Origin of the sequence: Listeria sp. SHR_NRA_18 (genome assembly GCF_003856515.1) — a bacterium.
GTDB classification, from domain to species: Bacteria; Bacillota; Bacilli; order Lactobacillales; family Listeriaceae; genus Listeria_A; species Listeria_A newyorkensis.
Map to the genome: position 1 here is coordinate 42,572 of NZ_QPKR01000007.1, position 23,475 is coordinate 66,046.

The window sequence follows — 23,475 nt, forward strand, 5'->3', positions numbered from 1 at the left end:
CTTTAACTCCTTATTACTATTTTTTCGTATATAGCTAGAAAAATCAGTTTTTCCTTATCCCAATTAAAAATGTCACGTGCTTGCAAACAATTTTGATGCAATTTTTTTCTTTTTTCCGGATTATTCACTAGCTCATTAACAGCTTTAGCAATCGCTTCTGGATCGTGTGAATTGACGGTTAAGCCAACCTCGTATCCTTTAACAACACGGCTTATTTCTGGAAAGTCGCAAGCAATGATTGGAATCCCACTCATAATATATTCAAACAACTTATTCGATGAAGCGGAGTAATGATTGAAACACGTATTATTGAGTATTTGGAACCCTAAGTATGCCTCTTTCGTGTGACTTGGCAAGGATTCTAATGCTACTTTATCCATAAATTTCACTCGGTTTTCCAATTTTCGCTCTGCCACCTTTTTTTCTAATGCTGGCTTTATGCGTCCATCTCCGATTAAAACAATGGTTCCCATTTTGATGTGCGGAACGGCTTCGATTAATCGATCTAAACCACGCCCCGACTGGATTCCACCTTGATATAGTAAAATTGGTTCTTCGCGCGGTATTTCTAGTTGCTGGTGTAAGTCCACCGTCATTTTCGTATCTTGCTCTTGTTTAAATGGATAATTATGCACAACTTCTGGATAAAAACCATAGCGTTCTTCTACATAAGCTGCACGTGTATGGTTTTCATGGATACAAACATCCACAAATCGTAGCAAAAAGCGTTCTGTTATACCGTATAAAGGGCTATCGTATCCAGTTCTACTTGTCTGAACTTCATGCGAATCGTAGATAAGTTTACTTCGCCCTAGCCATTTCGCACAAATGACAGCTTGTAGCAATGTATTCAAGTCATTTGCGTGATAGATATCATATCGCTGACGAAAACCTGCACGTACCATCCGTAAGAAAACAATACTTCGAAACATGATAGTTCGCATTGGTTTTGTAAATAAGAGGGAGGTTAGTAATAAGAGGAGGAGTAATGGCCAATAAAAGCAAGCAATGGCATACACTAATGCAAGCATTCCGAGTAGATATTTCTTGTTTTTAAGCCAGCTCAGTATTGGAGTGAATGGTAACTTTCGAGACATTCGGTAAACGTGGAAATTAGCATTTTTTTGTTCTACTTTTGGTAATCCGGCTTGATGTAATGCGATTAAATCTACATGATATCCAGCTTCACTAAGCGCTGTGCATTCCCGTAAAACGCGTGCATCATTGGTGAAATAGTTCCATACAAACATACCGACTTTAGTTGTCACGATTGATTACAGCCTCCATTTTCTTGAAATTTTGTTGCCAGCGGTGATTTTGGTATGCATATTGATACCCGTTGTGACCAATCTCCTGAGCCATTTCTGGATTTTCAATGAGTTCTTTTATTTTTTGATACATCTCATCGACTTGACTATGTTGGAATGTATAGCCACATTTTGCTTTTTCAATAACACGACTACTATAACCCGACACGTTTCCAACTATTGGTACACCCATACCCATGTAATCAATGACTTTACCAGGGATCACTTTTTCAAAAATGGGATGATCTACGAGTGTCACATATGCCACATCCGCTTTACCAATTTCTTTTAAAACTTGCGAGCGTTTCTGCGGTGGAAGAATCGCGATGTTTGTTAGCTGGTATTGTTTTAGTCGCTCCTTAATTTCTTGGAGTCTAAAGCCATAGCCAATAATTTTGAATGTAATGGCGTCGTTTGTTTTGAAGCGTTCTGCTAATTCAAAAAAGCAATCCATTTCCTGTGCTAAACCGACGTTTCCAGTATAGATGACCGTTTTAGGTTTTTGATGCAGTTGCTTATTCTGGCTAGCGCTACACTCGAACTCTGCTTCTGTTAGGGAATTCGGAATGAAGTGGATTTTCTTCTTGGGTACACCTTTTCCAACAATATAGTCTACAAAGCCTTCACTATTGACCACAATTTCATCTGCCTGTTGGTAAATTTTATTTTCTAGCCAGTAAGCAAAACGAAGAAATAAACGATTATTCCAGCGTTTAACACCAAGCAAAGTCTCAGGCCACAAATCTCTTACTTCTACGATTAACCTGGTCTTTAAAAAGCGCTTAGCGAAAAGTCCCGCAACGCCAACCGAAATCGGCGGTGTTGAAATGTAAACCGTATCGGTATCTTTGCCTTGTCGCATGATAGCTTGAATGAATTGACACATAACTTCTAGATAAAACAGGAAGCGTTTTAGAATGCTATTGGCATACTTTTTCGTGCGAGGCTTCACTCGGATAACACGCGTTTCGTCCAAGCCTTCTTCCCAAAAATCATCTTGTTTATATAAATTTTGATTAGGGTATCGCGGATCAGTAGTGATGAGTGTTACTTCGCTAGACTCAGAAAATTCTTGAAATAAGAACTTCGTACGATTCGCAGCGCTACCGATTTCAGGATAAAAGTTTTGTGAAATAATTAAGATTTTTTTCATAGAGCTTCCCATTTCTGGCTAGATTTCACGCCTCTGCCATCGATGCTAAACACCGTATGGTCGGTACTTATTCCTCAGATCTTCTTGGCGTTTTTTTCTATCCTCGATTTGATAGCGAAAATATAAGACACAAGAGCCTTTTTTTATTTTCGTTAATTTATTTCTTGTGACGAGCGAATGAAAGCATTGCTTAGAGACTGCTAAGGCTTCAATTGCTTCACTGGTTGACATAAAGTTGGCATCGAGTAGTTCTAACAGTTCCTTATTTTTCATTTCGACTCCTTTAGACAGAAAGAACCTTGGATTCGACTGGATACTGAGAAACCTCTGAAATATTTCCCATATGGGTATAGCTACTCGCAGCCGTTAATTCTTTTGCGATGTTCTTCGTATCGAACACGTTTTGCTGCTTCATGTTGGCAATCGTATCAAGTGTTAATGTCTTAAATTCTGAATGATCAGCTAATATTAATAATAAATCAGCATCAGCTGTTGCTACTTCGCTATTTTTCTCAACAAAAGGAGCATCTACATGTGGATCATGTGCAACGACTTCATAACTTGTTTCGTTCATTAACATCTCCCAGATTTCATTTGCTGGGCTTTCACGAATATCGTCAATATCACCTTTGTAAGTTAAGCCAAAAATAGCAATTTTCTTACCTGCTACGCGTTCCATCATCGTTTTTACTTGTGCTACGATATAGCTTGGCATCGATGTGTTGATGGCGCGGGCTTGTTGGATAAGCGGGGAATAATCTGGAGAGGCTGCGGCAATAAAGTATGGGTCAACAGCTAAACAGTGACCGCCAACTCCTGGACCTGGGAAGTGTAAGTTTACACGGGGATGTTTATTTGCCATGTCAATAACATCAAGCGCATTGATTCCTAAATCAGCGGATATCTTGGCAAGTTCATTGGCAAGTGCGATATTAACGTCACGGTACGTGTTTTCCATTAGTTTGGACATTTCTGCTGTAGAAGCTTTTGCGGAAATCAATTCACCTTTTACAAAAACGCCATACACTGCTTTTCCTGCTTCTGTACAAGCATCCGTTACACCACCGATAATGCGGTTGTTATAAATTAATTCATGAATAATTTGACCTGGTAATACGCGTTCTGGGCAGTGTACTAAGAAAATATCTTCTCCAACAGTGAAACCTGCTTGCTCGATTAGTGGTAAGATGTGATCTTCTGTTGTACGTGGAGCAATCGTGGATTCGATAATCACGGTATTGCCTTTTTTCAAATAAGGTAATGTCGAAACGACTGCTGACTTCACATAGGATAAGTCACATGATTTTAAAGCATCGTTATTGTTTGGTGTTGGTACAGAAATAATGAATGCGTCCGCTTCTTCTGCTTGCAAGCTAGCTCGGAAGTTTCCAGCAGCGATTGCCTGATCCAGTTCTTCTTGCAAACCTGGCTCTTCAATATGAATTGTTCCATTGTTCAATGATTTAACCACTCGCTCACTAACGTCCACACCAACCACTTCTTGTCCGTGATTAGCAAACATAATAGACGTCGGTAATCCAATATATCCTAAACCTATAACTAAAATTTTCAAAATATAGCACTCCTAATTATCTATAGTTTTTTTGTCCATCGAGAAAAAGATTATTCTTTTTCTGGTATCGTGACTTCCCATTGTGCTTCGGCTTTATCTTTCGGTTGGTAAACTAATGTTGCTTTTTCAGTGTCTTTTGGTAAGTTAAAATACGCTTTTCCAGTCAATGTTTTTCCTGCTGCTATTTCATCACCGAAGTTACTTGCTTGTGGATCTACTTTGATGGTCTTGTCTTTGGCTGTTTTTAGTTTGAAATCTCCACCGCCAATTGCAAATGGTGTAGTACTGTTATTTTGAATATTCATTTCTATCTGTAAAATGTCTTGTTTTCCATCGCCACTCTCAGTTAGTTTTAAATTGGCGATTTTCATGTCGATGTTATCTACTGTCTTAGTGGTGGATACTTTATCTTTTGCTGTTTCTTCTGTTTTAGGTGTTTTATCAGTACTTGTATCCGGATTTCCACAAGCTACTAATGTTGTTGCTGTCAAAATTGTAAGACCAAAAATTGCTATTCTTTTTATCATCATTACCGTCCTTTTATGAAGCATGGCTGGGAGGGAACCCTTTGTCCCCTCGCCAACTGCTTCTAGTTTTGTCTTATTTTGTAAGTGTAACTGTTTGTGTTTTGATTACTGTGTTTGTGCTATCGTAAGCGATAACTTTTACAGTGTCTGTGTCAGCTGCAATTTTGTCTTTTGCATAGTATTGGAATGTTCCGTCTGCTGCTACTGGTACATAAGCAAATACTGTTCCGTTAACTTCTAGACCAACTTTTTTCACAGCGCCAGTGTATGTTCCTGTTACGCGAGCATCATTGATTTTGTATGTCGCTGGGAAGATGTCACCTGTTACTGTTGATGAGCCGTCTGTTACTGTTACTGTTTTTGTGTCTACAACATCATTGTTTGCATTGTAAGCAATAACTTTAACTACATCTGTTTTTGCTAATACTTTATCTTTTGCATAGTAAGTGAATGTTCCATCTGTTGCTACTCCTACTGATGAGTAAACTGTTCCATTTACTTCAAGTGCTACTTTTTTCACGCCGCCTGTGTATGTTCCTGCTACGCGAAGGTCACCCAAAGTATAAGTTGTTGGGAAGATGTTACCTTGTAATGCTGCTGAATCTGTAAGAGCTACTGTTTTTGTATCAATTAGTGTGCCTGCTGAGTTGTATGCTAGTACTTTCACTACATCTGTTGTTGCGAAAACTTTATCTTTTGCATAGTAAGTGAATGTTCCATCTGCTGCTACTCCTACTCCTGTGTAAACTGTTCCATTTACTTCAAGCTCTACTTTCTTCACGCCGCCTGTATATGTTCCTGTTACACGTAGATCACTTCCGATAGTAAATTTCGCTGGTGTTACAGTTCCTTGTAAAGCTGATGAATCTGTTAAATTAACTTTAACTGTTTGGATAAGGTCGCCATTAGCATTGTAAGCCAATACTTTAACATCGTCCGTTTTACTTAGAACTTTATCTTTTGCATAGTAAGTGAATGTTCCGTCTGCTGCTACACCAACTGAAGTGTAAACCGTTCCGTTTACAGATAGGGCAACTTTCTTCACGCCACCTGTGTATGTTCCTGCTACACGTTGATCACTACCTACTACAAAGTCACTTGCTTTGATTGTTCCTGAAAGTGCTCCTGAATCTTGAATCTTAACTTTCACTGTAGATACGGCTGTTCCTGCTGAGTTGTAACCAATGATTTTAACGTCATCTGTTAGGTTTAGAATCTTGTCTTTTCCGTAGTAAGTGAATGTTCCATCTGGTGCTACTGCTACACTTGTATAAAGTGTTCCGTTTACAGACAGAGCTACTTTCTTGATGTCGCCTGTGAATGTTCCTTGTACACGTAGATCGCTACCTAAGTTGAATGTTGCTGGAACAACAGTACCTTTCAATGCTGCTGCATCTAAAACTGTTACTTTTTTCGTTTCGATAAGCTTGCCACTTGCGCTGTAAGCTAGGATTTTAACATCATCTGTTAGGTTCAAGATTTTGTCTTTTGCATAATAGCGAAGTACGCCATTAGTTACAGCAACCGTTGTGTAATCTACACCATTTACTTGTAGTTTCACTTTAGTAACCTTACCTGTGTAAGTTCCTTCAAGGTAAGTGTCGCCATTTAGATAGAAGACGTTTGGAAGTACTGAACCAGTTAGATCTTCTACTGTCACTGTGATTGTTTTTGTTACTTTGTTGCCATCTGCATCAGTTACAGAGTAAGTTACGCTGTATGTGCCTTCTTTTGTTGTGTCAACGTTGTTTGCTGTTACAGTTACTTTAGATGTTAAGTTACCATCTTCGCTATCTGTTGCTGTTACACCTGTTAATGGGTTGAATGTAGTACCCATTTTGATTGATTGATTAGATGCTGTGATGACTGGTTTTTCGTTAGTTTTTACTGTTACTGTGATTGTTTTTGTTACTTTGTTGCCATCTGAATCTGTTACTGAGTAAGTTACGTTGTAAGTGCCAGCTTTTGTTGTATCAACGTTGTTTGCTGTTACAGTTACTTTAGATGTTAAGATACCATCTTCTTTATCTGTTGCTGTTACACCTGTTAGTGGAGCGAATGTGTCGCCAACTTTGATTGTTTTGTTAGCTGCTGTGATGACTGGTTTTTGGTTTGATGCTACGATTTTTGATGTTTCTGGGCTTTCAACACCGTTGTCGCCTTTTTGTGTTACTTTAACTTCATCGCCTTCTTTTTGTGCTGGAACTGTGACAGTAAAGTCGCCGTTAGCATCTGTTTTACCAGGTACTTTTGTTCCGTCTGGAAGTGTTACGGTGATGTCTTTATTTGGCTCAGCTTTACCTGTAACAGTTGTGTCGCCTTCTTTGATGTCATTAACTGTTGGAGCTGCTGGTGCGCGTAGATCTTCTTGTACTTTTGTTGTTACGTTTGGACTGTCGTTTACACCATTTGTTTGGTATGAAACTACAGATTGATCTTTAAGAAGATTAACGCCTGCTGGTACATCTACTGTCCATGTGCCATCTTGTTTAACTGTTGCTTTTGCAGTTGATCCGTTAGGGAATGTAACAATAATGTCGTTACCTGCAACACCAGTACCTGTTACTGTTTTAGCACCAGCGTAGATTGGGCTAACTACTGGACGAGCAATTGCACTTGATCCTTCTGTTGAAAGACGTGTGTAATCGAATAGGCTGAATCCGTCAATACCTGACGCAACACCACCGTAGTAGCTAGTTGTCGCCGTACCATTTTTACTTGATAGAGTAACTCGACCTAAGTCAATGTCAGTCCATGCAGTGTTTGCTGCTTTAGACCAGTCTGTTCCGTGATTCCATGCCATTAGGTTTTTTACGTTGTTGATTTCTACACGTGATTGGTTTGCAACTGTTGCAGTCCCCGCACCTTTCACAATATGACCAGTTTTAGATGTTGCATTATTATTGTTTTGGCGGAAATCAATAAATTTAGGGCTATTAAGCACTAACTTAGAGTTGGATGCGCCACTTAAGTCAAATACAGGTACTGAATATGTTGTTGATGGATAAAGTGCTTCAACATACGCCATTGTATCTTTTTGGAATGTTACAACACCGTTTGCTTTTACTGCTGCTTTTGATGCTTGTGAAGCAGCGCGGATGTTAGCTTTTGAACCAGTAGCAAATGTTACAGAACCAGTAGTGTTTATACCATAGCCTACTGCTGAAATTTTAACTGTTGAATTTGCTCCAACGTTAAGTGCTGCTGCTGCGCCACCTGCTTGTTGAACACCTTCTGTTCCTGAAAGATCATAGCTTGAGTCAGCACCGATATTAATTACTGAACCATAAAGTGAGTGCATTGCATGGCTGTTCAGCGCTTTAATAACAACCGTATTATTCGCTCCAAAAGTAGTATCTTTTGCCGTGTAAATACCATCGTGACTAGATGCTGTGATATTTAGGTTGACGTTTTTACCAGTTGATAAGCCTTCACCGCTTGTATCATTTGTATAGATACCATCTACATAGCCTTTAATATCCATGCTTGAGTTATCAGTGATTTTCACACCACCAGCATCAATACCTCTACCATTTGAAGATGAAATTGTAGTTTTTGTGTTTGCTCCAAAGGTTACACGTGAGTTTCCTGCTGCATAAATTGCTGCTGATTTTGCTTTTACATTAACTTCTGTGTCATCACCAAAAAGGATTGGGCCACCAGCAGAGTAGATACCGTCACTAATAGCAGAGTCGATGTCAATTTTCACACGATCTGCCGCTGCTTTTGGTTGATTAGACACTGTACCAAAAGTTATTGCTGCTGATCCCGCTGAGTAAATAGCTTTATTTTGTGTTCTTAATTTTAGAGACGAGCCGTCACCAAATGTAATCGATGCATTTCCGTAGATACCATAACCATTATCACTAACAATATCGATATTAGCATTTTTACCTACAACGATTGCTGCTCCTGTGTTGTATGCATAAACGGCAGTACCGGTACCAGTTGCTTTAAGTTTTACATCGTCTCCAAATGTGATATTTCCAGTTACGTAGATTCCATAACTCGAATCACCAGATGCTAACGTTAAGTCAGAGCCATTTTTAGCAACCAATGTTGCTGCTCTTACTGTCCCGTATTTAGATGCTGATTTCAAGACTGTATTTTCACCGATAACAAGAGCACTTGTCGCTACGTCAAATGCGTAACCTTTGTTTGAGTTCATGTTGATATAAACATTATCGCCAATACTTACATTACCAGATGTACGAACTTTAACAGCTGTCAGTAAAGCGGATAATTCTTCGATACGTGCATTGTCTTTGATGATTAATTCATCAACTTCTACACCGTAATCATCTGGACTTACAATCTTATTGTTTGTTCCAGCGATGGATAGGGAAAGTTTACCCGTTCCACCCATGATTTCTCCCCATACTTGTACGTTGTTCGTCAAGTTAACTGTAGGTGCTGCTGTTGAGTTATATCCTGTAAATACACCTTGTGTTCCGTTGTTCGTGATACTTAAGTCTTGTACATCGATGATAGAAGTAGAACGCATAACCATTTGATATTTACCAGCAGTTATTGCTTGGCCGTTACCTTCAATGCGGATGTTGCTGTTGATTGATACGTTACTTGTGAATTGGAAGTTCCCAGTGATTTCGATAACGTTGATAGTTGTAGATTCTGCTGCTATTTTAAACTCTGCAAATGTAGAAACTTGTGCGCGTCTTTCTGTTACCCCATTGTCTAGAGCTAATGACATCGGTTCGATTGAAATTTTGCTAGCTGCTGCGTCTGCACTTGGTAATGCTGGGTTAGTCGCTTCTGCTGCGAATGACCCTGCTGGTAATACTGTAAATACTTGGCTTGCAATAACTGTAGCTACTAAAAGTGATTTGGCAGCTTTCTTGACCGACGCCTTAGATAGAACGTTAATTGGTCCCTTTTGTTCGATTTTCATGTTTATTTTTCTCCTTCTTCCTTAAACTGTTTATTTGTCTGTTTGTTTTCCTGCGTGAACCGTGCTGCCTTCACATAATAAACACCCCCTAAGTTGCAACAAAACTGTATTCTCATTTATATTTATTAAAAATATAGAATCATCTGAAGTAGTGTTTGTTTATGTTTTGGAATACGTCCCTGCAGTCATTTTTTCAAAGTAAATTTCATTACTTCATTCGTGCTGATTGGATTATATCATAGTATTTCAAAGTCACTTTGCGATGTTTTTTTCTGTAAATCGCCAGTTTCTTCTAAAAAGAAATGTAGTTGGACGATATATCCATTTTAATTTGTAAAATACTTTACTTTAATGGTGCGTGGGTGAAACCTTTGTTAAATCTAGCAAAATTAGAGTTTGATTATTTTAAAAATTCTGATTAGTATTACTAAAAACTCTGGACTTAAGTTAATCCATCTTGCTTATACTACATATTACTAAGTTATGATGCTTTTTCATCTTTTAGTAACGTGGTGTAAAATAAATATTTTCTTGCCTTTGTTGCTTCATTTTTCTGTTTTTGTATTGCTTCCTTTTATTTTAGCTACTTTATAACCCAAAACAAAAGGCTTTTTTTTGGTAACAAATTTCACTTCTTTTAGGGTATTTTTACTGGTTATACTCTAAATTTGTAGATTTATCACAACTTGATGTAACTTATCTTTCTTCTTTTTTTGAATTGTCATACATCACTGACAGTTCATTCTAGATGCCGTGCTGCTGTGGGTAGCATCACCTCCTTTCGATATGCTTTTTAAAAGGGATCCATCGATTTGCTCAGAATGGAGTTCCATTGTAGTGAGGTTTTTCATTGTTTTACGGATTTTGGTTTGGTTTGTGAAGTTTGTTTCTGGGGAAATTAGAAGAGATAGTGTGACTGCGAGGGGGCAGCCGATTTCGTTCGATTGGTCGGGGGATGACCAGAAGAAGTTTTTTTCGCTAGGTACCTGAGATTTGGAATCGCTTTGTGCTTATGTATTCCGTTCTCGGTGCCTCTTACAGTTATAAGAATACTACATAAAAGTCCGAAAATGCGATTATTATCAAAAAGTTCTTTTATCGAGAAATTTTTGACTCTGTTTAGTAAAAAAGAATGACAAATGGAAATTATGGTGCTATATTTGGCGTAATAGAAAATCGTGCTTTAGGAGCGTGTTTACGTATGAAAAATCTTGTTATTGCTTCGGAATATCGGAAGCTAAGGCTGTTGCATATCTTGTTTACGGCAGAGCAGAATTACACGAAGAAAGAGCTTGCGGCCTTGCTGCATTGTTCTATTAAGACGCTGGATAGTGATATAAAAAGCTTGCAGGAAATTTTTGACCCGGCGATTGCTCGTGTGCATGAGGATGAATTTTATGTGTTGCTCGATGTAGGGGAGCAAATCAATTTCTCCTATTTATATGCCATGACCGTTAGTAGTTCGTATATGTATTTGATTTCTAAGGATATCTTTACAGGGAAACGGCAAAACTTGACGGATTGGGCGGAAGCGAATTTCAGTAGTTTGCCGACGATGTATCGCCGTGTTCGTCAGATCGATACATATCTTGCTGAGAGTCGCCTCGTGTTGGAGACGACACCGCTTGATATTAAGGGGACGGAGATTCGCTTGCGTTTTTATTATTTCCAGATTTATAGCCGTTCCTATCCTTATACGAAGTGGCCATTTCCAGAGATACCTTATGCGCGTGTGAATGACTTTATTAAGACGGTGGAGAGTTGCTTTGGGATTTATTTTTCGCTGTCTGCCCGGATAAATTATGCGATTGCGATTGCGGTTTGTTTGGAGCGGGTGAAGCAGGGTTATCACTACACCATGACGCAAGCCGACCTCCACTCTTGGAAAAGTATTGCCGATGCGCAGCGTGAATTCCATCCCGTTGATTATTCGATTTTAGGGGATATTGTTGGCTTTCCGTTATCAAAACAGGAGTGTTATATCAATGTCTTGATGTGCTTTTGGACAAAATTCTCTTATGTTGACGAGGGGCAAGCAGAAGTTCGGGTGAAAAATAGTAAACTTGTGAATCCTCCTAAGTATGAACTTGCTCAGGATTTGGTGAAACTTTTAGAGGAGTATCAGATTCATAATTCAACGCATATATTAGCAGAAACGATTGATTTTCTGACGCGCTTCCTCTTTATTGATAAAATGAACAACCTGCCAGAGGTTCCATATACGCACATAGCCCCCGATAAACATGCGCTTAGTCAAAAGATTAGAACGGTGCTAAATAGCTTTGAAACGAATCCAAATCACCGTTATATTCGCTCTAACAAGGCCATGATGATCCACTATTTAACGGATTTCTACAATATTGTGATACAACAAGAGCAGCAATATCGGATCCTTCATGTGAAAATTGTTTCAGAGAACGGCTATTTTTGGGAGGAGTATCTGCGGACTGAGTTACGGAAGCGATATTCAGAAGAACAAATCATCATTTGTGACGAGTTGCATTCCCACGAACACATGCAACACATCGACCTCATCATCAGCGATTTCCCGTTCTATGAAGAAACTGGCATCACAGCCGACACGCTTGTCTGGAACATGCCCCCTGTAAAAAAAGATTTTGAACAACTAGATCTGTTTTTGAGTAAGAAGAATGAGCGCTTTGCTGAATAAAAACCAGGCTAGAACTAAATTCCAAACAAGATAAAATCGCCTTCCCTTTCTTTTTGGGTAAGACGATCATAATGCTATACACAAATCGAGCGAAAGCGGTTGTATTCAGGGGATTTGGATAGGATTAACCGTTCACTTTGTTCACGCTTATATTGGGACTGTAACTCATTACATGTCGAACAGTCCCAACAAAGCGGAGCATACTGGTGTATGTGATGACTGAAAGCAGGGAGAGAGTAGTTTCCTCGACCATGCAAGAAGTTAAGCGTAGCAAGTATTGCGTAGCAGAACCGGAAGTCCGCCAAATCCCCTGAATGCGAGCGCTTGTCGCCGATTTATTTGGGTTATGGTCCAGTCCTATGAAAAATCGTCCTACCCATGTTGGGCAGGACGAAGATTTTGCTATACATAAATCGAGCTTATGCTGGCGTATCTGTTAATTCCCAAGTTAGTGTTGCTTCGTACTGACCTGGAATTTTCGAAGTTTTACCTGGTACGCTTAGTTTAATGCTGTCTGCGGCTTCTGTTGCATCCGCTCCGAACATATCAACCCACGTTCCCATACCTTGGTCTTCTTCTGCACTCATAACATCCGATGACGTTCCAGCTGGATCAAGCGAGAATCCTGTTGCTGTTGGTGCGTCACTTTCTGATGCCGAGTTCAATGTTGGATTTTCAAAACTTAATACAGCACCAAGTAATTCAGATGTACCGTTAACAAATTGGCCGTCTTGTTTTACCGTTAGATGCCAACCTGCGTTAGAACCACGGTTATCCGTAATTTGGATATAGTTCGGAATATCTTTTACCGTTTCTGCAGCGCCAACTTTAATTTGATCAAGCTTCGCGGAGTAAACCTCATTGTTACCGGATATTTTTTGATCTCCGAAGTGAATATTAGAGATATAATCGATGCTTAGAGGTCCTGCTGTACCTGCTGGATGATCCGGATCAACGGGTACCACTACTTCTGGATTGCCTGGATCTGTTGGATCAACTGGATTTGTGATTGTATCATTAGGAATAAAGTTGACATCTGCTTTGGAGCCCAATGTTCCACCGTCCGCTGCATGAGCCATTGTTCCCGTACCCGTTCCTACTAAGGTTGCCACTGTTACCATACCGACGATCGCGAATTTCGTTAATTTCATATTATCAATTCCTTCTCTCGTTTTTTATTGTGTCCCTTACATACATAAGATTACTACACAAAAGACGAAATTCAGGAGTTATGTCAAAAAATATAGAAAGCTAGAAAAAAATGAAAACGATTAGGCTCAGATCGTTGAAATAGAAAAACCGATTTACATGATATTTCTCAAAAACTCAGCGGGGTGACAAATGCTTGGTTTCTAGGCAAAAGCGAGTACCAGCGCAGAGCGTACTGGGGTACTTTGACTGAAAACAGGAAGGGAGTCTTATCTCCGACCATGTGAGAAGTTATGCGAAACGCAGTGTAGAAGAGCGCTGGAACGGAGCTTTTAACGACGAAAATGAATATTTGTCGCCCCGCTGAGCGACTAGGCTTTGGTGGCACCTATCATTATTCCACCGACAACTACTAAAATAACACCGATAATGACAAAAATGATTTCTTTTCGTGTTTTGCGTTCATTTAATAGAAGAATCGCGCCCAGTGTCGAAATAACGACGCCGAGTTGTGAAAGGGAGAATCCCGTCGCGACACCAACAAGACTGTTCGCGTATATCATCGCCACATTCCCGAGCGCCCAAATCATGCCGGGAATCGCAAGCCATGCTGTTTTCTTAATGAATCGGCTTTCTTTGTCGTCCTTACTACGCGCCGTCATAATCAGCGCCGCTATCACAATTCCAATCGCTTGCGGCAAAATCGCGTCCAGCCCATTGATCGCGAAACCTTGAATAATCACGACGTAGCTAACGTAACCCGCCGACGAAATGGCTAGTGCGAGCAGTCCGCGGTTCAACGTCGCTTGCCCCGCTTCTTCTTTTTCCGCGTAGGATGTCATGAAAATACCGATAACAATCAGCGCCAACGCGGTAAACCCAAACACAATTCGGAATGTCGTATCCCATTCGTGAAATAGCAACACACCACAAAGCGTCGTCCCAACGAGTTGCATCCCCGTCGAAATCGGCATCGCCTTCGAAACACCGATCAGCTTAAATGACTTCAACTGGAACATTTGCCCGACACTCCACAAACACCCCGTCAAAAAACTAATAATCACCGTTTCCATTGTATACACCGGATCTGTAAAAACGAACGCAATACACGCAAAAATAAGCGCTCCAAACGTGATACCCGTGGTTTGTTGCCTCGTTGTCCCGCCAATTTTTGTAATAAGTAACGGCATGAATCCCCATAGTAAAGCAGGTATAAGCGCTATCAAAATATTCATCTGTCCCTTTTCCTCCCATCATTATCGAACCAAGTTATGTACGGCAATCCCTTAAAAATTGATTATCCCACATTCTATTTCATATGTCGATATTCCTATTTCTTATTATACAAAATGAAAGCCGTTTCATAGCAAGCTTTTTTATGCTCATTTTCGTATTTTTTGTATCCAATCAGCCTAAAGATCGATGACACCTACTCCTAGAGCCCGTTGTATTTTGCTACATTTTGTGAACATTTTATGACAAGTATAATTTACTAGAATAAAGTTTCATTTTTCCCTTGCATATAAGCCCAATTTGGTTTAGAATATATGTTCGTGCTGGTTTTTAACGCATATACAAGGAGGTATATAATGAAAGTTTTATTTCAACACTTGAAGAAATACAAGCTTCAAACCACGCTCTCCACACTTTTCATCGTCGTCATGGTTATCTCACAATTATGGCAGCCGAAATTATTACAACAAGTACTGGAAGCAATTATTAAAGACGATATGGATGACATTACGCGAATTGGTATTTTACTTATTATTATTGCGGTCGTCGGACTTATCGCTGGTATCCTCAACACCATCCTCTCCGCAAAAGTGGCACAAGGTGTAGGAGCCGACATTCGTGAAACTAGTTTCCGCAAAATTCAAACTTTCTCATTCAGCAATATCGAGAGACTTTCGACGGGAAATCTAGTGGTTCGTCAAACGAATGATATTACGCAAGTTCAAAACTTAGTGATGATGTCGCTACAATCCATCACTCGAATTCCGATTATGTTTATTGGTAGTTTTATTTTAGCGATGTATACCCTGCCAGAACTTTGGTGGATTATTATCGTGCTCGTTGTCCTTGTTCTCCTCATTGTTTTCTTGATTTTTGGACGCATGGGCAAACATTTTGGCAAAATTCAAGGCTTTATTGATCGCGTCAATGCTATTGCGAAGGAAAACTTGGCTGGTATGCGCGTCGTGAAATCGTTCGTACAAGAAGATAATGAACTAGAGCGATTCACAAAAACAAGTGATAAATTAACGCATCACACCATCGTAGTTGGACAGCTTTTCTCGATTATGATTCCGGCATTTATGCTCGTTTCAAACATGGCAGTTGTCGCGGCAATTTATTTTGCTGGGGATTTAGTGAAAGATGATCCTGCGGTAATTGGTGCAATTGCATCTTTCATGAACTACTTAATGCAAATTATGATGGCGATTATTATCGGTGGTATGATGATGATGATGGCGTCACGTGCGATGATTTCATTGAAACGTATCGGTGAAGTGCTAGAAACAGAGCCTGATATTACGTATGACGAAAACGCGCCAAAACAAGATTTAGTTGGTAGCGTGGAGTTCCGCGATGTTAGTTTCCAATATGAAGGCGATGAAACAAAAGCGCTGAAACATATTTCATTCGAAGCGAAACCTGGCGAAATGGTTGGTATCGTTGGAGCGACCGGGTCTGGTAAATCGACCTTGGCACAACTGATTCCACGATTATACGACCCAACCGAGGGTGAAATTTTGATTGGTGGAACGGACTTGAAGAAAGTGAATAAACAGACGTTACGCGATACGGTTTCGCTTGTATTGCAACGCGCGATTCTTTTCTCAGGTACGATTGCCGAGAACTTACGTCATGGTAAGAAAGACGCAACGCCAGACGATATGGAAAAAGCGACACGCATTGCGCAGGCGAAAGAATTTATTGAACGCCATGCGGATGTGTATGAAGCGCCAATCGTTGAGCGTGGTAATAACTTCTCCGGCGGGCAGAAACAACGCCTTTCCATCTCACGCGGTATTATCGGTGATCCGAAGATTCTGATTCTTGATGATTCTACGAGTGCCCTAGATGCGCGCAGTGAGAAACTTGTCAAAGAAGCGCTGAATAAAGAACTGAGCAACACGACCACTTTCATTATCGCGCAAAAAATCTCTTCTGTGATTCATGCAGACAAGATTCTCGTGCTTGATGCTGGGGAACTTGTTGGCGTCGGTTCACACAAAGAACTCGTTGAAACAAGTGCGGTTTACAGAGAAATCTATGACACACAAAAGGGAAAGGAGGTTGACGCGTAATGGCTGAATTTAAACGTATCTGCCGCTTTTTCTGGCACTATTTAAAAGCTTACAAGTTGCAGCTGACCGTGATTATTATCGCGATTATCGGTGCTACTTATTTACAAGTCAAGGCTCCTGAATATATCGGGAAAGCTATCCAAGAACTGGCAACTTACGCGCAACGCTTCTTCACGACTGGCGTTGATGACAAGACGGATTTCGTCCATATTATTTGGATGCTAATTCTATTCTATGTCCTACTTGCCGCTGCAACATTCATTCAAACGATCTTGATGGCCGGCGTTTCTGGTCGCGCGACGAACCGGATGCGTATCGGATTGTTCCGCAAAATGGAGAAACTGTCGATTCGTTTCTTCGATGGGCATAAAGATGGCGAAATGCTGAGCCGTTTTACAAGTGACTTAGACAACATCTCGAATACGCTGAACCAAGCGCTCGTGCAAGTTTTGTCAAACGTTGCGTTAATGATTGGTGTTATCATCATGATGTATAACCAAAATGTGAAATTAGCAACGGTGACGCTTCTGATGGCACCAATTGCGATTGTTATTGCCGCGTTGATTATCCGCAAAGCTCGTAAATACGTGGATATGCAACAAGATCGTCTCGGCGAACTAAACGGCTATATCGATGAAAAAATCTCCGGTCAAAAAATCGTTATTACAAACGGTTTGGAGCAAGAAACAATTGAAGGCTTCGTGAAACATAATAACATCGTGAAAGACGCAACTTTTAAAGGTCAAGTTTACTCCGGTTTACTTTTCCCGATGATGCAAGGTATTTCGTTAATCAATACAGCTGTCGTAATCTTCTTCGGTGGTTACCTAGCGCTTGACGGTAGTATCGAACGTGCCGCAGCTCTTGGTTTGATCGTTATGTTCGTGCAGTATTCGCAACAATTTTATATGCCACTTACTCAAATTTCGTCTCAGTACAGCATGCTTCAATTAGCAATTACTGGTGCGCGCCGTGTAAGTGAAATTTTTGACGAAGAAGAAGAAGTGGAGCGTAAAGACCTGAAAACAATCGATGGCGTTCACAAAAGCGTGAAGTTGCAAAATGTGGACTTCGCTTATACGCCTGAAAAACCAGTGCTTAAAAATGTCTCGATTGATGTGGAAAGAGGTAAAATGGTTGCCCTCGTTGGCCCGACTGGTTCTGGTAAAACGACCGTCATGAACCTGCTGAACCGTTTCTACAATGTCGATAACGGTGCGATTTTGTTCGATGATGTCGATATTCGTGATATTAAACTCGCGTCTCTTCGTAAAGAAGTTGGTATCGTGCTTCAAGATTCTGTGCTTTTCTCGGGTACTATCCGCGACAATATTGTCTTCGGTAAACCGGAAGCAACAGATGCAGAAGTTACGGATGCTGCGAAACAAGCCAATATTCACGATTTCATCATGACGCTTGAGAACGGTTATGACACGGAAATCACGGATGAGAATAATATTTTCAGTGTTGGTCAGAAGCAATTGATTAGTATCGCGCGTACGATTATTACAAATCCGTCCCTGCTTATTCTAGATGAGGCGACAAGTAATGTAGATACCGTGACCGAGAGCCGCATTCAAAAAGCGATGGATAACGTTATCTCGGGTCGTACTAGTTTCGTTATTGCCCACCGTTTGAAAACGATTCTTGACGCCGATCATATCGTGGTCTTGCATCAAGGAGAAGTTATCGAGCAAGGCACACATGAATCATTGCTGAAAGAAGAAGGATTCTACTCCGAATTGTATCATAATCAGTTTGTGATTGAATAAGTTTTTCTATAGAAACAGCGCATCCTTTTCGCGGGATGCGCTGTTTTTGCGTTTAAAAGAAGAGTTTACTCGCGGTGATCGATAGGGCTAATAACGCAACAGAACCAATAGTTGCCACTAAAAATACACGTCCGCCGCGACGGATAATCACTTGGAAATTCACACTCATGCCGAGTCCTGCCATCGCCATTCCGAGGCAAAGATACGCCAGTGAAACCAGGCCGTCTAATAAGCTTGCTGGCATCGCGATGAAGGTGCCAATCGCACTCGTCAATAGGAATCCACCCATGAACCACGGAATCGGTAATTTGGCCTTTTCGTCTGATGCTCCTTGTGTTTTGCGTTGGGCGATGATTCCTACTATTAAAGCAACTGGTGCGAGTAGCAAGACGCGAGATAATTTCATGATAATCGACGCGTCAAGTGCCTGCGTTCCCCCTGCCCCACCAGCTGCTACTGCATGTGCGATTTCATGTAAAGATGAGCCGGCCATGACACCGAATTGCGTTGGCGTCATACCTAAAACGGGCATCAGTCCTACTTCGATGAGCGTAAATACCGTTCCTAAGATGCAAACCACGGCCACCGCTAGCACCGCATCATCATTTTTTGCCTTCAACTGGGGAGACACGCCCATGACCGCAGCGGCACCGCAAATCCCGCACCCGCAAGCCGTGAGCATGCCGAGTGTGCTGTCTACTTTTAGCCATTTGCAGAGGAAATATACTGTGACAATCGTGAATGCGACGACCACAATCGCGAAGATAATCGTTTTCACGCCAGAATCCGCCAACGCCTTTAAGTTCAACCGGAATCCTAACAAAATAATCCCTAACCGCAAAAATTTATTCGATATGAAGCTCGTTCCAGGTTGTGCGCTGACGACAAGTGTACGACTCATTTGGACGAGCATTCCGAGTATTAGTGCGATGACGAGTGCGCCGACAAGCTGCAAGCCCGGTATTTGTGCTAAATATTTTCCTGCTAATGAACAGGCGAGCGTTACAGCTACACCGATCCAAAATCCTTTTTCCTGCCATTTTATCTTCATTTTTCCATTCATCTCCTAAATCCGTGTTATAATAATAAGAAATCTTATGTAAAAGGGGGCTCTCTCGCATGTTTCACTGGCTTCAAACGTTTATGACGGTTTATGAAGAGAAGAATTTTACGCACGCCGCCGAAAAACGATTTATCTCACAGCCAACTGTTTCGTTACATATTCAAAAATTGGAAGAAATAACGGGGAGCGAATTGTTTATCCGGAGCGGACGCAATCATGCTGTACCGACCGAAAGCGCTGACTTACTCTATGTTCGCGCGAAACAACTCGATTCTTTATGGGAAACTAGTTTGAGCGATATCCAGCAATTGCAGGGAAACACGCGGATTACTTACACGATTGGCGCCTCGCAAACGATTGGTGTGTATATGCTCCCTCTTGTTTTACCGCAGCTTCAAAAGCAGTTTCCGAACTATGATTTTGTGGTCTCGATTGCGAATTCGACGGTAATTTTTAATCGGGTGGAAACGCATGAATACCAAGTTGGGCTTGTGGAATCGCCGATGATTGCACCGATGATCACGCGCACAGTTTTTGCCCATGATTCGCTTGTTTTGGCTGGCGATATGACGAGCGATCTTTGGCTGTTGCGCGAAACTGGTTCTGGAATTCGCACGTACACGGACCAATTTTTTCAACAAGAAAACATAATTCCCGCGCAAAAAATGGAGATTGCAAGCAATGAGGCGATTTTGACTATGTTGCGGCAAGGCGTCGGAAAAACGCTACTTTCTGATTTGAGCGTCCGCGATTTTCCGTATGAGCACCCGCCAACACCGATTGTTCGCCCACTTTTTCAGATTCACAATCATGCTTTCCCGCAAGATCCGCTACAAATCGCGCTACACGAATTGTTGATAGCTAGCTTTTCTTGACTACATTTACAGTATACAAAGGATTTCGTGATAAGTAAAATAGATATTTTAGATACTAATTATCAGTATTATTGATGAAAAGGAGTTTAGAGAAAATGAAGAAGAAATGGACAGATTTAGATTGGCTTTTTACAGGTATTTTGCTCGCGATTGCTGTTTTTATGTATAAAACACCGGATATAGTCGCATCGATTAGTAGTTCCTATCTCCATAACTTTCCGCTCGATGATTTTTCTGAGATGGACAGTTGGATGCTGTATATTTCGATTATGAGCATATTATTCCTGTTTGCCGCAACAACCATCACACTTTGGATAATGAAAGGGAGTCAAAAGAATGAACAAGAAAAAGTTCTGGAAAATCGTCAACAAAGCTATCGTGCGAAGCGGCGCAGACATCGATGAATACGTAGAAATGCTTGAAAAGTTGCTCCGTAAACTAAAGCCAGATGATATGGTGAAATGGCAACTTATTTTTGACGAATATCTTGAAGTTTCGAAGGCAGACAGGCTCTGGGCCGCGGCTTATCTATTGAATGACGGAGCGAGTGACGACGGTTTCGATTATTTCCGCGCTTGGCTCATTTCCCTCGGACAGGATGCTTTTTTGGCGATACTGAAAGATCCAGATTGTCTCGGCGAACTGCTTCAAGGCAATATGGACGATGATTTTTTAGCCGAATTTGAAGAAATTATGTATATCAGCAGTGACGCGTATTTAGAGAAAACCGGGCAGGATGAGGAAGAAGTTTTCTTTGAAGCCTGTGATCGTTTGGCCCTAACCGCCGAAGAGAAAGCCGAGATTCATGCCGATATTGTATTACCGGAAGCTTTAGAATGGGACGAAGACGATGATTTAGAAATTATTTTCCCTAAAATTGCAGCCGCTCTGAAATAGGCCATTTATTTAGCGTTTTTTCGCAGGACAAAGAAGCACCATAAACCGTTTACTATCAACGATTTATGGTGCTTCTTCATTTCCTAAAAACGGAGAAACGGGGATTCGAACCCCGGCGCGGCCTGAACCGCCTAACAGATTTCGAGTCTGTCCCCTTCAGCCGGACTTGGGTATTTCCCCAACATGCAGATGCTTGCCTGAATACGTGCTAAACGCAGTACCCTGAACAATCACAAGTTCCATTCTAATGCATTTTTTCGTAAAAATCCAGTGTTTTCTCTCCGTTTTTTAAAACGCGTCGTAAAAATCGCTTCGCACGTGTGGCACTGCTTTTTCCCAAGTCGCAATCGTTACTTCGCTCGCCGTTGCTTTTCCGTAATACACGAGGTCTCGCGGTCGTACAAAGCCCATCAGCATCTGCCCTAGCGCTTGGATGGAAATCGCCAAAACTGGCTCGCTGGTCTGCTCTAACCGCTTCACAAAACTGCCTCGAACTTCAAAAATCCCGTCATTCCACGGCGCTGTTTCATCCTCCACTCGGAGATACAACGTGTTTTCCGTCCGCTCAAACCGATATTTACCTAAAAATGCTTCGACATCCACGATTCGCATCATGAAGTCCAAAATCTCGCGTTTCTGGAAATCTGGTGATGGAAAGGCAAGCGCGATATCACGCAAGCTTCCTACATTTTTCGCGACAACTCGGTCCACCATCATGCCGTGCGTCCCAACAAACCGCCACAAACCTTTTTCGGCCTCGTAATCCAGCGCGACCATCTCGTGCACTTTGAACACTTCCGAATCCAGCGTAAACAACATATACCCCATCGTCACGCCATTCATATCGCAATACACCGCGATTTCCTTCGTATATCCGCGCCGCGCCAGTCGCAACCACCACGCATCGTCTCGCATCATCATGCCACTTTTTTTCGTCAATGCAAACCGGTTATACAGCTCGCGAACGACCGAAATCCCTGTACCATCTTCACTCGAAAACCGCATCACGCGCCCCGGCACCGTTCCCATATCCGGCAACGCATGGCTCGGAATTTCCACCTCAATTTTTTCAGTGAAAACCTCATAGCCGAATTTCCGATAAAACGGTATCGAGAATGGGCTCAAATAAGAAACCAGTTGCCCAGCTTCCTTCATTCTAACGAGCGATTCCTCCATCAAACGGCGAATCAAGCCAGCATTCCGATACTCCGGATAACTCGCCACATACGCAATGCCACCCATCGAAAAACTTTCGCCCAAAATCGAAACGTTGAGCGGATATGTCAAAACCTGTGCTAGTAAATGCTCGCCATAAAACAACCCCAGACGCCGCGCATTTTCAGCCCAATAATTAAAATCTGCTTCTCCACCAGATGCAGGAACTCGGAACGCATAATCGCGTAATTCCTTCACTTTTCCAATCTCTGAATCCTTAATTTCCCTCAATTCCATGCCGACACCCCCATTCTCCTTTATTTTAGCACAAAATGCGTCTAATTGTTCACGAAAACGTTTTCACTTACTTTTTACAACAAACTAATTTTTTGTAAGCATATTACTTGAAGTGTAGCGTACAATATTATACACTGTAAAAGTAAACAAAACATATTGGAGGAATTTATAAAATGGCTAATGTATTATTTATCAAAGCAAACGGTTTACCAGCGGAGCGTTCCGTGAGTGTGAAATTATACGAAGAATTCTTAAAAAACTATACAGCAAGCAATGCAGGCGACACAATCACGGAACTTGATTTGTTCCAAGTCGACCTTCCTTATTACGATGCAACGATGATGAGCGGTCTTCACAAAGAGTCCATCGGCGAAACATTAACAGAAGACGAAGCGCGCCTAGCAAAAGTTGCAAACAGCTACCTAGATCAATTTTTAGCAGCAGACAAAGTTGTGATGGCCTTCCCATTGTGGAACTTCAGCATCCCAGCACAATTCCTAACGTACCTATTCTACTTAAACCAAGCTGGAAAAACTTTCAAATACACAGCACAAGGTCCAGTTGGTCTAGTAACAGACAAAGAAGTCGTATTACTAAACGCACGTGGCGGCGTATACTCAGACGGCCCAATGGCAAACTGGGAAATGTCTCTTAACTACGTGAAAAATATCTTAACTCACTTCGGTATCACGAATCCACAAACCGTTGTCGTAGAAGGTCACAACGCAGCACCAGACCAAGCGCAAGATTTAATTGCAGCTGGTGTTAAAGAAGCTGGCGAATTAGCAACTAAGTTTTAATGTAAATAAGTCTCGC

17 protein-coding genes and 1 tRNA gene are annotated in these 23,475 nt (G+C 41.3%); 7 read left to right on the forward strand and 11 right to left on the reverse strand.

Features of this window, described 5'->3' with window-relative positions:
• Positions 1-2 precede the first annotated feature (2 nt).
• The 6 genes from DUK53_RS11320 to DUK53_RS11345 form a co-directional block, all read right to left on the reverse strand.
• Positions 3-1,271: a glycosyltransferase gene (locus tag DUK53_RS11320; protein WP_124892739.1), complete on the reverse strand. Its 1,269-nt coding sequence runs from the start codon at positions 1,269-1,271 to the stop codon at positions 3-5.
• Positions 1,258-2,460, reverse strand: coding sequence for a glycosyltransferase family 4 protein (locus tag DUK53_RS11325; protein WP_052165029.1), 1,203 nt, complete (start codon positions 2,458-2,460; stop codon positions 1,258-1,260). The genes DUK53_RS11320 and DUK53_RS11325 overlap by 14 nt, the downstream gene beginning before the upstream one ends.
• Positions 2,461-2,505: 45 nt before the next feature.
• On the reverse strand, positions 2,506-2,733 hold the full coding sequence (locus DUK53_RS11330) for a hypothetical protein (protein WP_036091040.1): 228 nt from the start codon (positions 2,731-2,733) through the stop codon (positions 2,506-2,508).
• A gap of 10 nt (positions 2,734-2,743) precedes the next feature.
• Entirely contained in the window at positions 2,744-4,033 is a 1,290-nt protein-coding gene (locus tag DUK53_RS11335) for a nucleotide sugar dehydrogenase (RefSeq protein ID WP_036091037.1), read from the reverse strand.
• Between the two features lie 50 nt (positions 4,034-4,083).
• Entirely contained in the window at positions 4,084-4,563 is a 480-nt protein-coding gene (locus DUK53_RS11340; RefSeq protein ID WP_159106212.1) for a DUF4352 domain-containing protein, read from the reverse strand.
• 70 nt (positions 4,564-4,633) lie between these two features.
• Entirely contained in the window at positions 4,634-9,469 is a 4,836-nt protein-coding gene (locus DUK53_RS11345) for an immunoglobulin-like domain-containing protein (RefSeq protein WP_036091031.1), read from the reverse strand.
• Positions 9,470-10,670: 1,201 nt separating this feature from the next.
• Here DUK53_RS11345 and DUK53_RS11350 point away from each other — a divergent pair.
• Complete coding sequence (locus DUK53_RS11350; protein ID WP_036091027.1) at positions 10,671-12,140, forward strand: AcpB/EbpR/MafR family transcriptional regulator; 1,470 nt, start codon at positions 10,671-10,673, stop codon at positions 12,138-12,140.
• Between the two features lie 419 nt (positions 12,141-12,559).
• Here DUK53_RS11350 and DUK53_RS11355 read toward each other — a convergent pair whose 3' ends face one another.
• Together DUK53_RS11355 and DUK53_RS11360 are read right to left on the reverse strand one after the other, a co-directional pair.
• Positions 12,560-13,291, reverse strand: a complete 732-nt coding sequence (locus DUK53_RS11355) for a WxL domain-containing protein (RefSeq protein ID WP_036091024.1) — start codon at positions 13,289-13,291, stop codon at positions 12,560-12,562.
• A 369-nt stretch (positions 13,292-13,660) separates the two neighbouring features.
• Entirely contained in the window at positions 13,661-14,524 is an 864-nt protein-coding gene (locus tag DUK53_RS11360) for a GRP family sugar transporter (protein WP_036133021.1), read from the reverse strand.
• A gap of 354 nt (positions 14,525-14,878) precedes the next feature.
• Here DUK53_RS11360 and DUK53_RS11365 point away from each other — a divergent pair, with 354 nt between their 5' ends.
• Entirely contained in the window at positions 14,879-16,600 is a 1,722-nt protein-coding gene (locus DUK53_RS11365; RefSeq protein WP_036091019.1) for an ABC transporter ATP-binding protein, read from the forward strand.
• Entirely contained in the window at positions 16,600-18,372 is a 1,773-nt protein-coding gene (locus tag DUK53_RS11370) for an ABC transporter ATP-binding protein (protein ID WP_036091016.1), read from the forward strand. Before DUK53_RS11365 ends, DUK53_RS11370 begins: the two co-directional genes overlap by 1 nt.
• Positions 18,373-18,424: 52 nt before the next feature.
• Here the strand turns inward: DUK53_RS11370 and DUK53_RS11375 are convergent, their stop codons facing one another.
• Positions 18,425-19,423, reverse strand: coding sequence for a YeiH family protein (locus DUK53_RS11375; protein WP_036133023.1), 999 nt, complete (start codon positions 19,421-19,423; stop codon positions 18,425-18,427).
• Positions 19,424-19,491: 68 nt separating this feature from the next.
• On the opposite strand from DUK53_RS11375, the gene DUK53_RS11380 reads away from it, so the two are divergent.
• From DUK53_RS11380 to DUK53_RS11390, 3 genes are all read left to right on the forward strand, one after another.
• Positions 19,492-20,310 carry a LysR family transcriptional regulator gene (locus DUK53_RS11380; protein WP_036133025.1) on the forward strand — a complete coding sequence of 273 codons (819 nt, stop codon included), beginning with the start codon at positions 19,492-19,494 and terminating at the stop codon, positions 20,308-20,310.
• 95 nt (positions 20,311-20,405) lie between these two features.
• Positions 20,406-20,714: a hypothetical protein gene (locus DUK53_RS11385; RefSeq protein ID WP_036091009.1), complete on the forward strand. Its 309-nt coding sequence runs from the start codon at positions 20,406-20,408 to the stop codon at positions 20,712-20,714.
• The gene (locus tag DUK53_RS11390; protein ID WP_036133027.1) at positions 20,647-21,207 is read left to right on the forward strand and encodes a DUF4240 domain-containing protein; all 561 of its coding nucleotides are present in this window, start codon (positions 20,647-20,649) and stop codon (positions 21,205-21,207) included. Before DUK53_RS11385 ends, DUK53_RS11390 begins: the two co-directional genes overlap by 68 nt.
• Positions 21,208-21,297: 90 nt before the next feature.
• On the opposite strand, the gene DUK53_RS11395 is transcribed toward DUK53_RS11390, so the two are convergent.
• Together DUK53_RS11395 and DUK53_RS11400 are read right to left on the reverse strand one after the other, a co-directional pair.
• Positions 21,298-21,387 (reverse strand) — tRNA-Ser (locus DUK53_RS11395).
• Positions 21,388-21,495: 108 nt separating this feature from the next.
• Positions 21,496-22,659, reverse strand: coding sequence for a GNAT family N-acetyltransferase (locus DUK53_RS11400; protein WP_036133029.1), 1,164 nt, complete (start codon positions 22,657-22,659; stop codon positions 21,496-21,498).
• A 173-nt stretch (positions 22,660-22,832) separates the two neighbouring features.
• Between DUK53_RS11400 and DUK53_RS11405 the strand changes: the two genes are divergently transcribed.
• Positions 22,833-23,459, forward strand: coding sequence for an FMN-dependent NADH-azoreductase (locus DUK53_RS11405; RefSeq protein WP_036090977.1), 627 nt, complete (start codon positions 22,833-22,835; stop codon positions 23,457-23,459).
• Positions 23,460-23,475 lie beyond the last annotated feature (16 nt).

Bases quoted from the DNA above. Each gene is read 5' to 3' on its own strand.
- DUK53_RS11325 (WP_052165029.1), bottom strand. From the start codon at position 2,460: ATGAAAAAAATCTTAATTATTTCACAAAACTTTTATCCTGAAATCGGT.
- DUK53_RS11330 (WP_036091040.1), bottom strand. From the start codon at position 2,733: ATGAAAAATAAGGAACTGTTAGAACTACTCGATGCCAACTTTATGTCA.
- DUK53_RS11340 (WP_159106212.1), bottom strand. From the start codon at position 4,563: ATGATGATAAAAAGAATAGCAATTTTTGGTCTTACAATTTTGACAGCA.
- DUK53_RS11345 (WP_036091031.1), bottom strand. From the start codon at position 9,469: ATGAAAATCGAACAAAAGGGACCAATTAACGTTCTATCTAAGGCGTCG.
- DUK53_RS11350 (WP_036091027.1), top strand. From the start codon at position 10,671: ATGAAAAATCTTGTTATTGCTTCGGAATATCGGAAGCTAAGGCTGTTG.
- DUK53_RS11355 (WP_036091024.1), bottom strand. From the start codon at position 13,291: ATGAAATTAACGAAATTCGCGATCGTCGGTATGGTAACAGTGGCAACC.
- DUK53_RS11360 (WP_036133021.1), bottom strand. From the start codon at position 14,524: ATGAATATTTTGATAGCGCTTATACCTGCTTTACTATGGGGATTCATG.
- DUK53_RS11365 (WP_036091019.1), top strand. From the start codon at position 14,879: ATGAAAGTTTTATTTCAACACTTGAAGAAATACAAGCTTCAAACCACG.
- DUK53_RS11370 (WP_036091016.1), top strand. From the start codon at position 16,600: ATGGCTGAATTTAAACGTATCTGCCGCTTTTTCTGGCACTATTTAAAA.
- DUK53_RS11375 (WP_036133023.1), bottom strand. From the start codon at position 19,423: ATGAAGATAAAATGGCAGGAAAAAGGATTTTGGATCGGTGTAGCTGTA.
- DUK53_RS11380 (WP_036133025.1), top strand. From the start codon at position 19,492: ATGTTTCACTGGCTTCAAACGTTTATGACGGTTTATGAAGAGAAGAAT.
- DUK53_RS11385 (WP_036091009.1), top strand. From the start codon at position 20,406: ATGAAGAAGAAATGGACAGATTTAGATTGGCTTTTTACAGGTATTTTG.
- DUK53_RS11390 (WP_036133027.1), top strand. From the start codon at position 20,647: ATGAACAAGAAAAAGTTCTGGAAAATCGTCAACAAAGCTATCGTGCGA.
- DUK53_RS11400 (WP_036133029.1), bottom strand. From the start codon at position 22,659: ATGGAATTGAGGGAAATTAAGGATTCAGAGATTGGAAAAGTGAAGGAA.
- DUK53_RS11405 (WP_036090977.1), top strand. From the start codon at position 22,833: ATGGCTAATGTATTATTTATCAAAGCAAACGGTTTACCAGCGGAGCGT.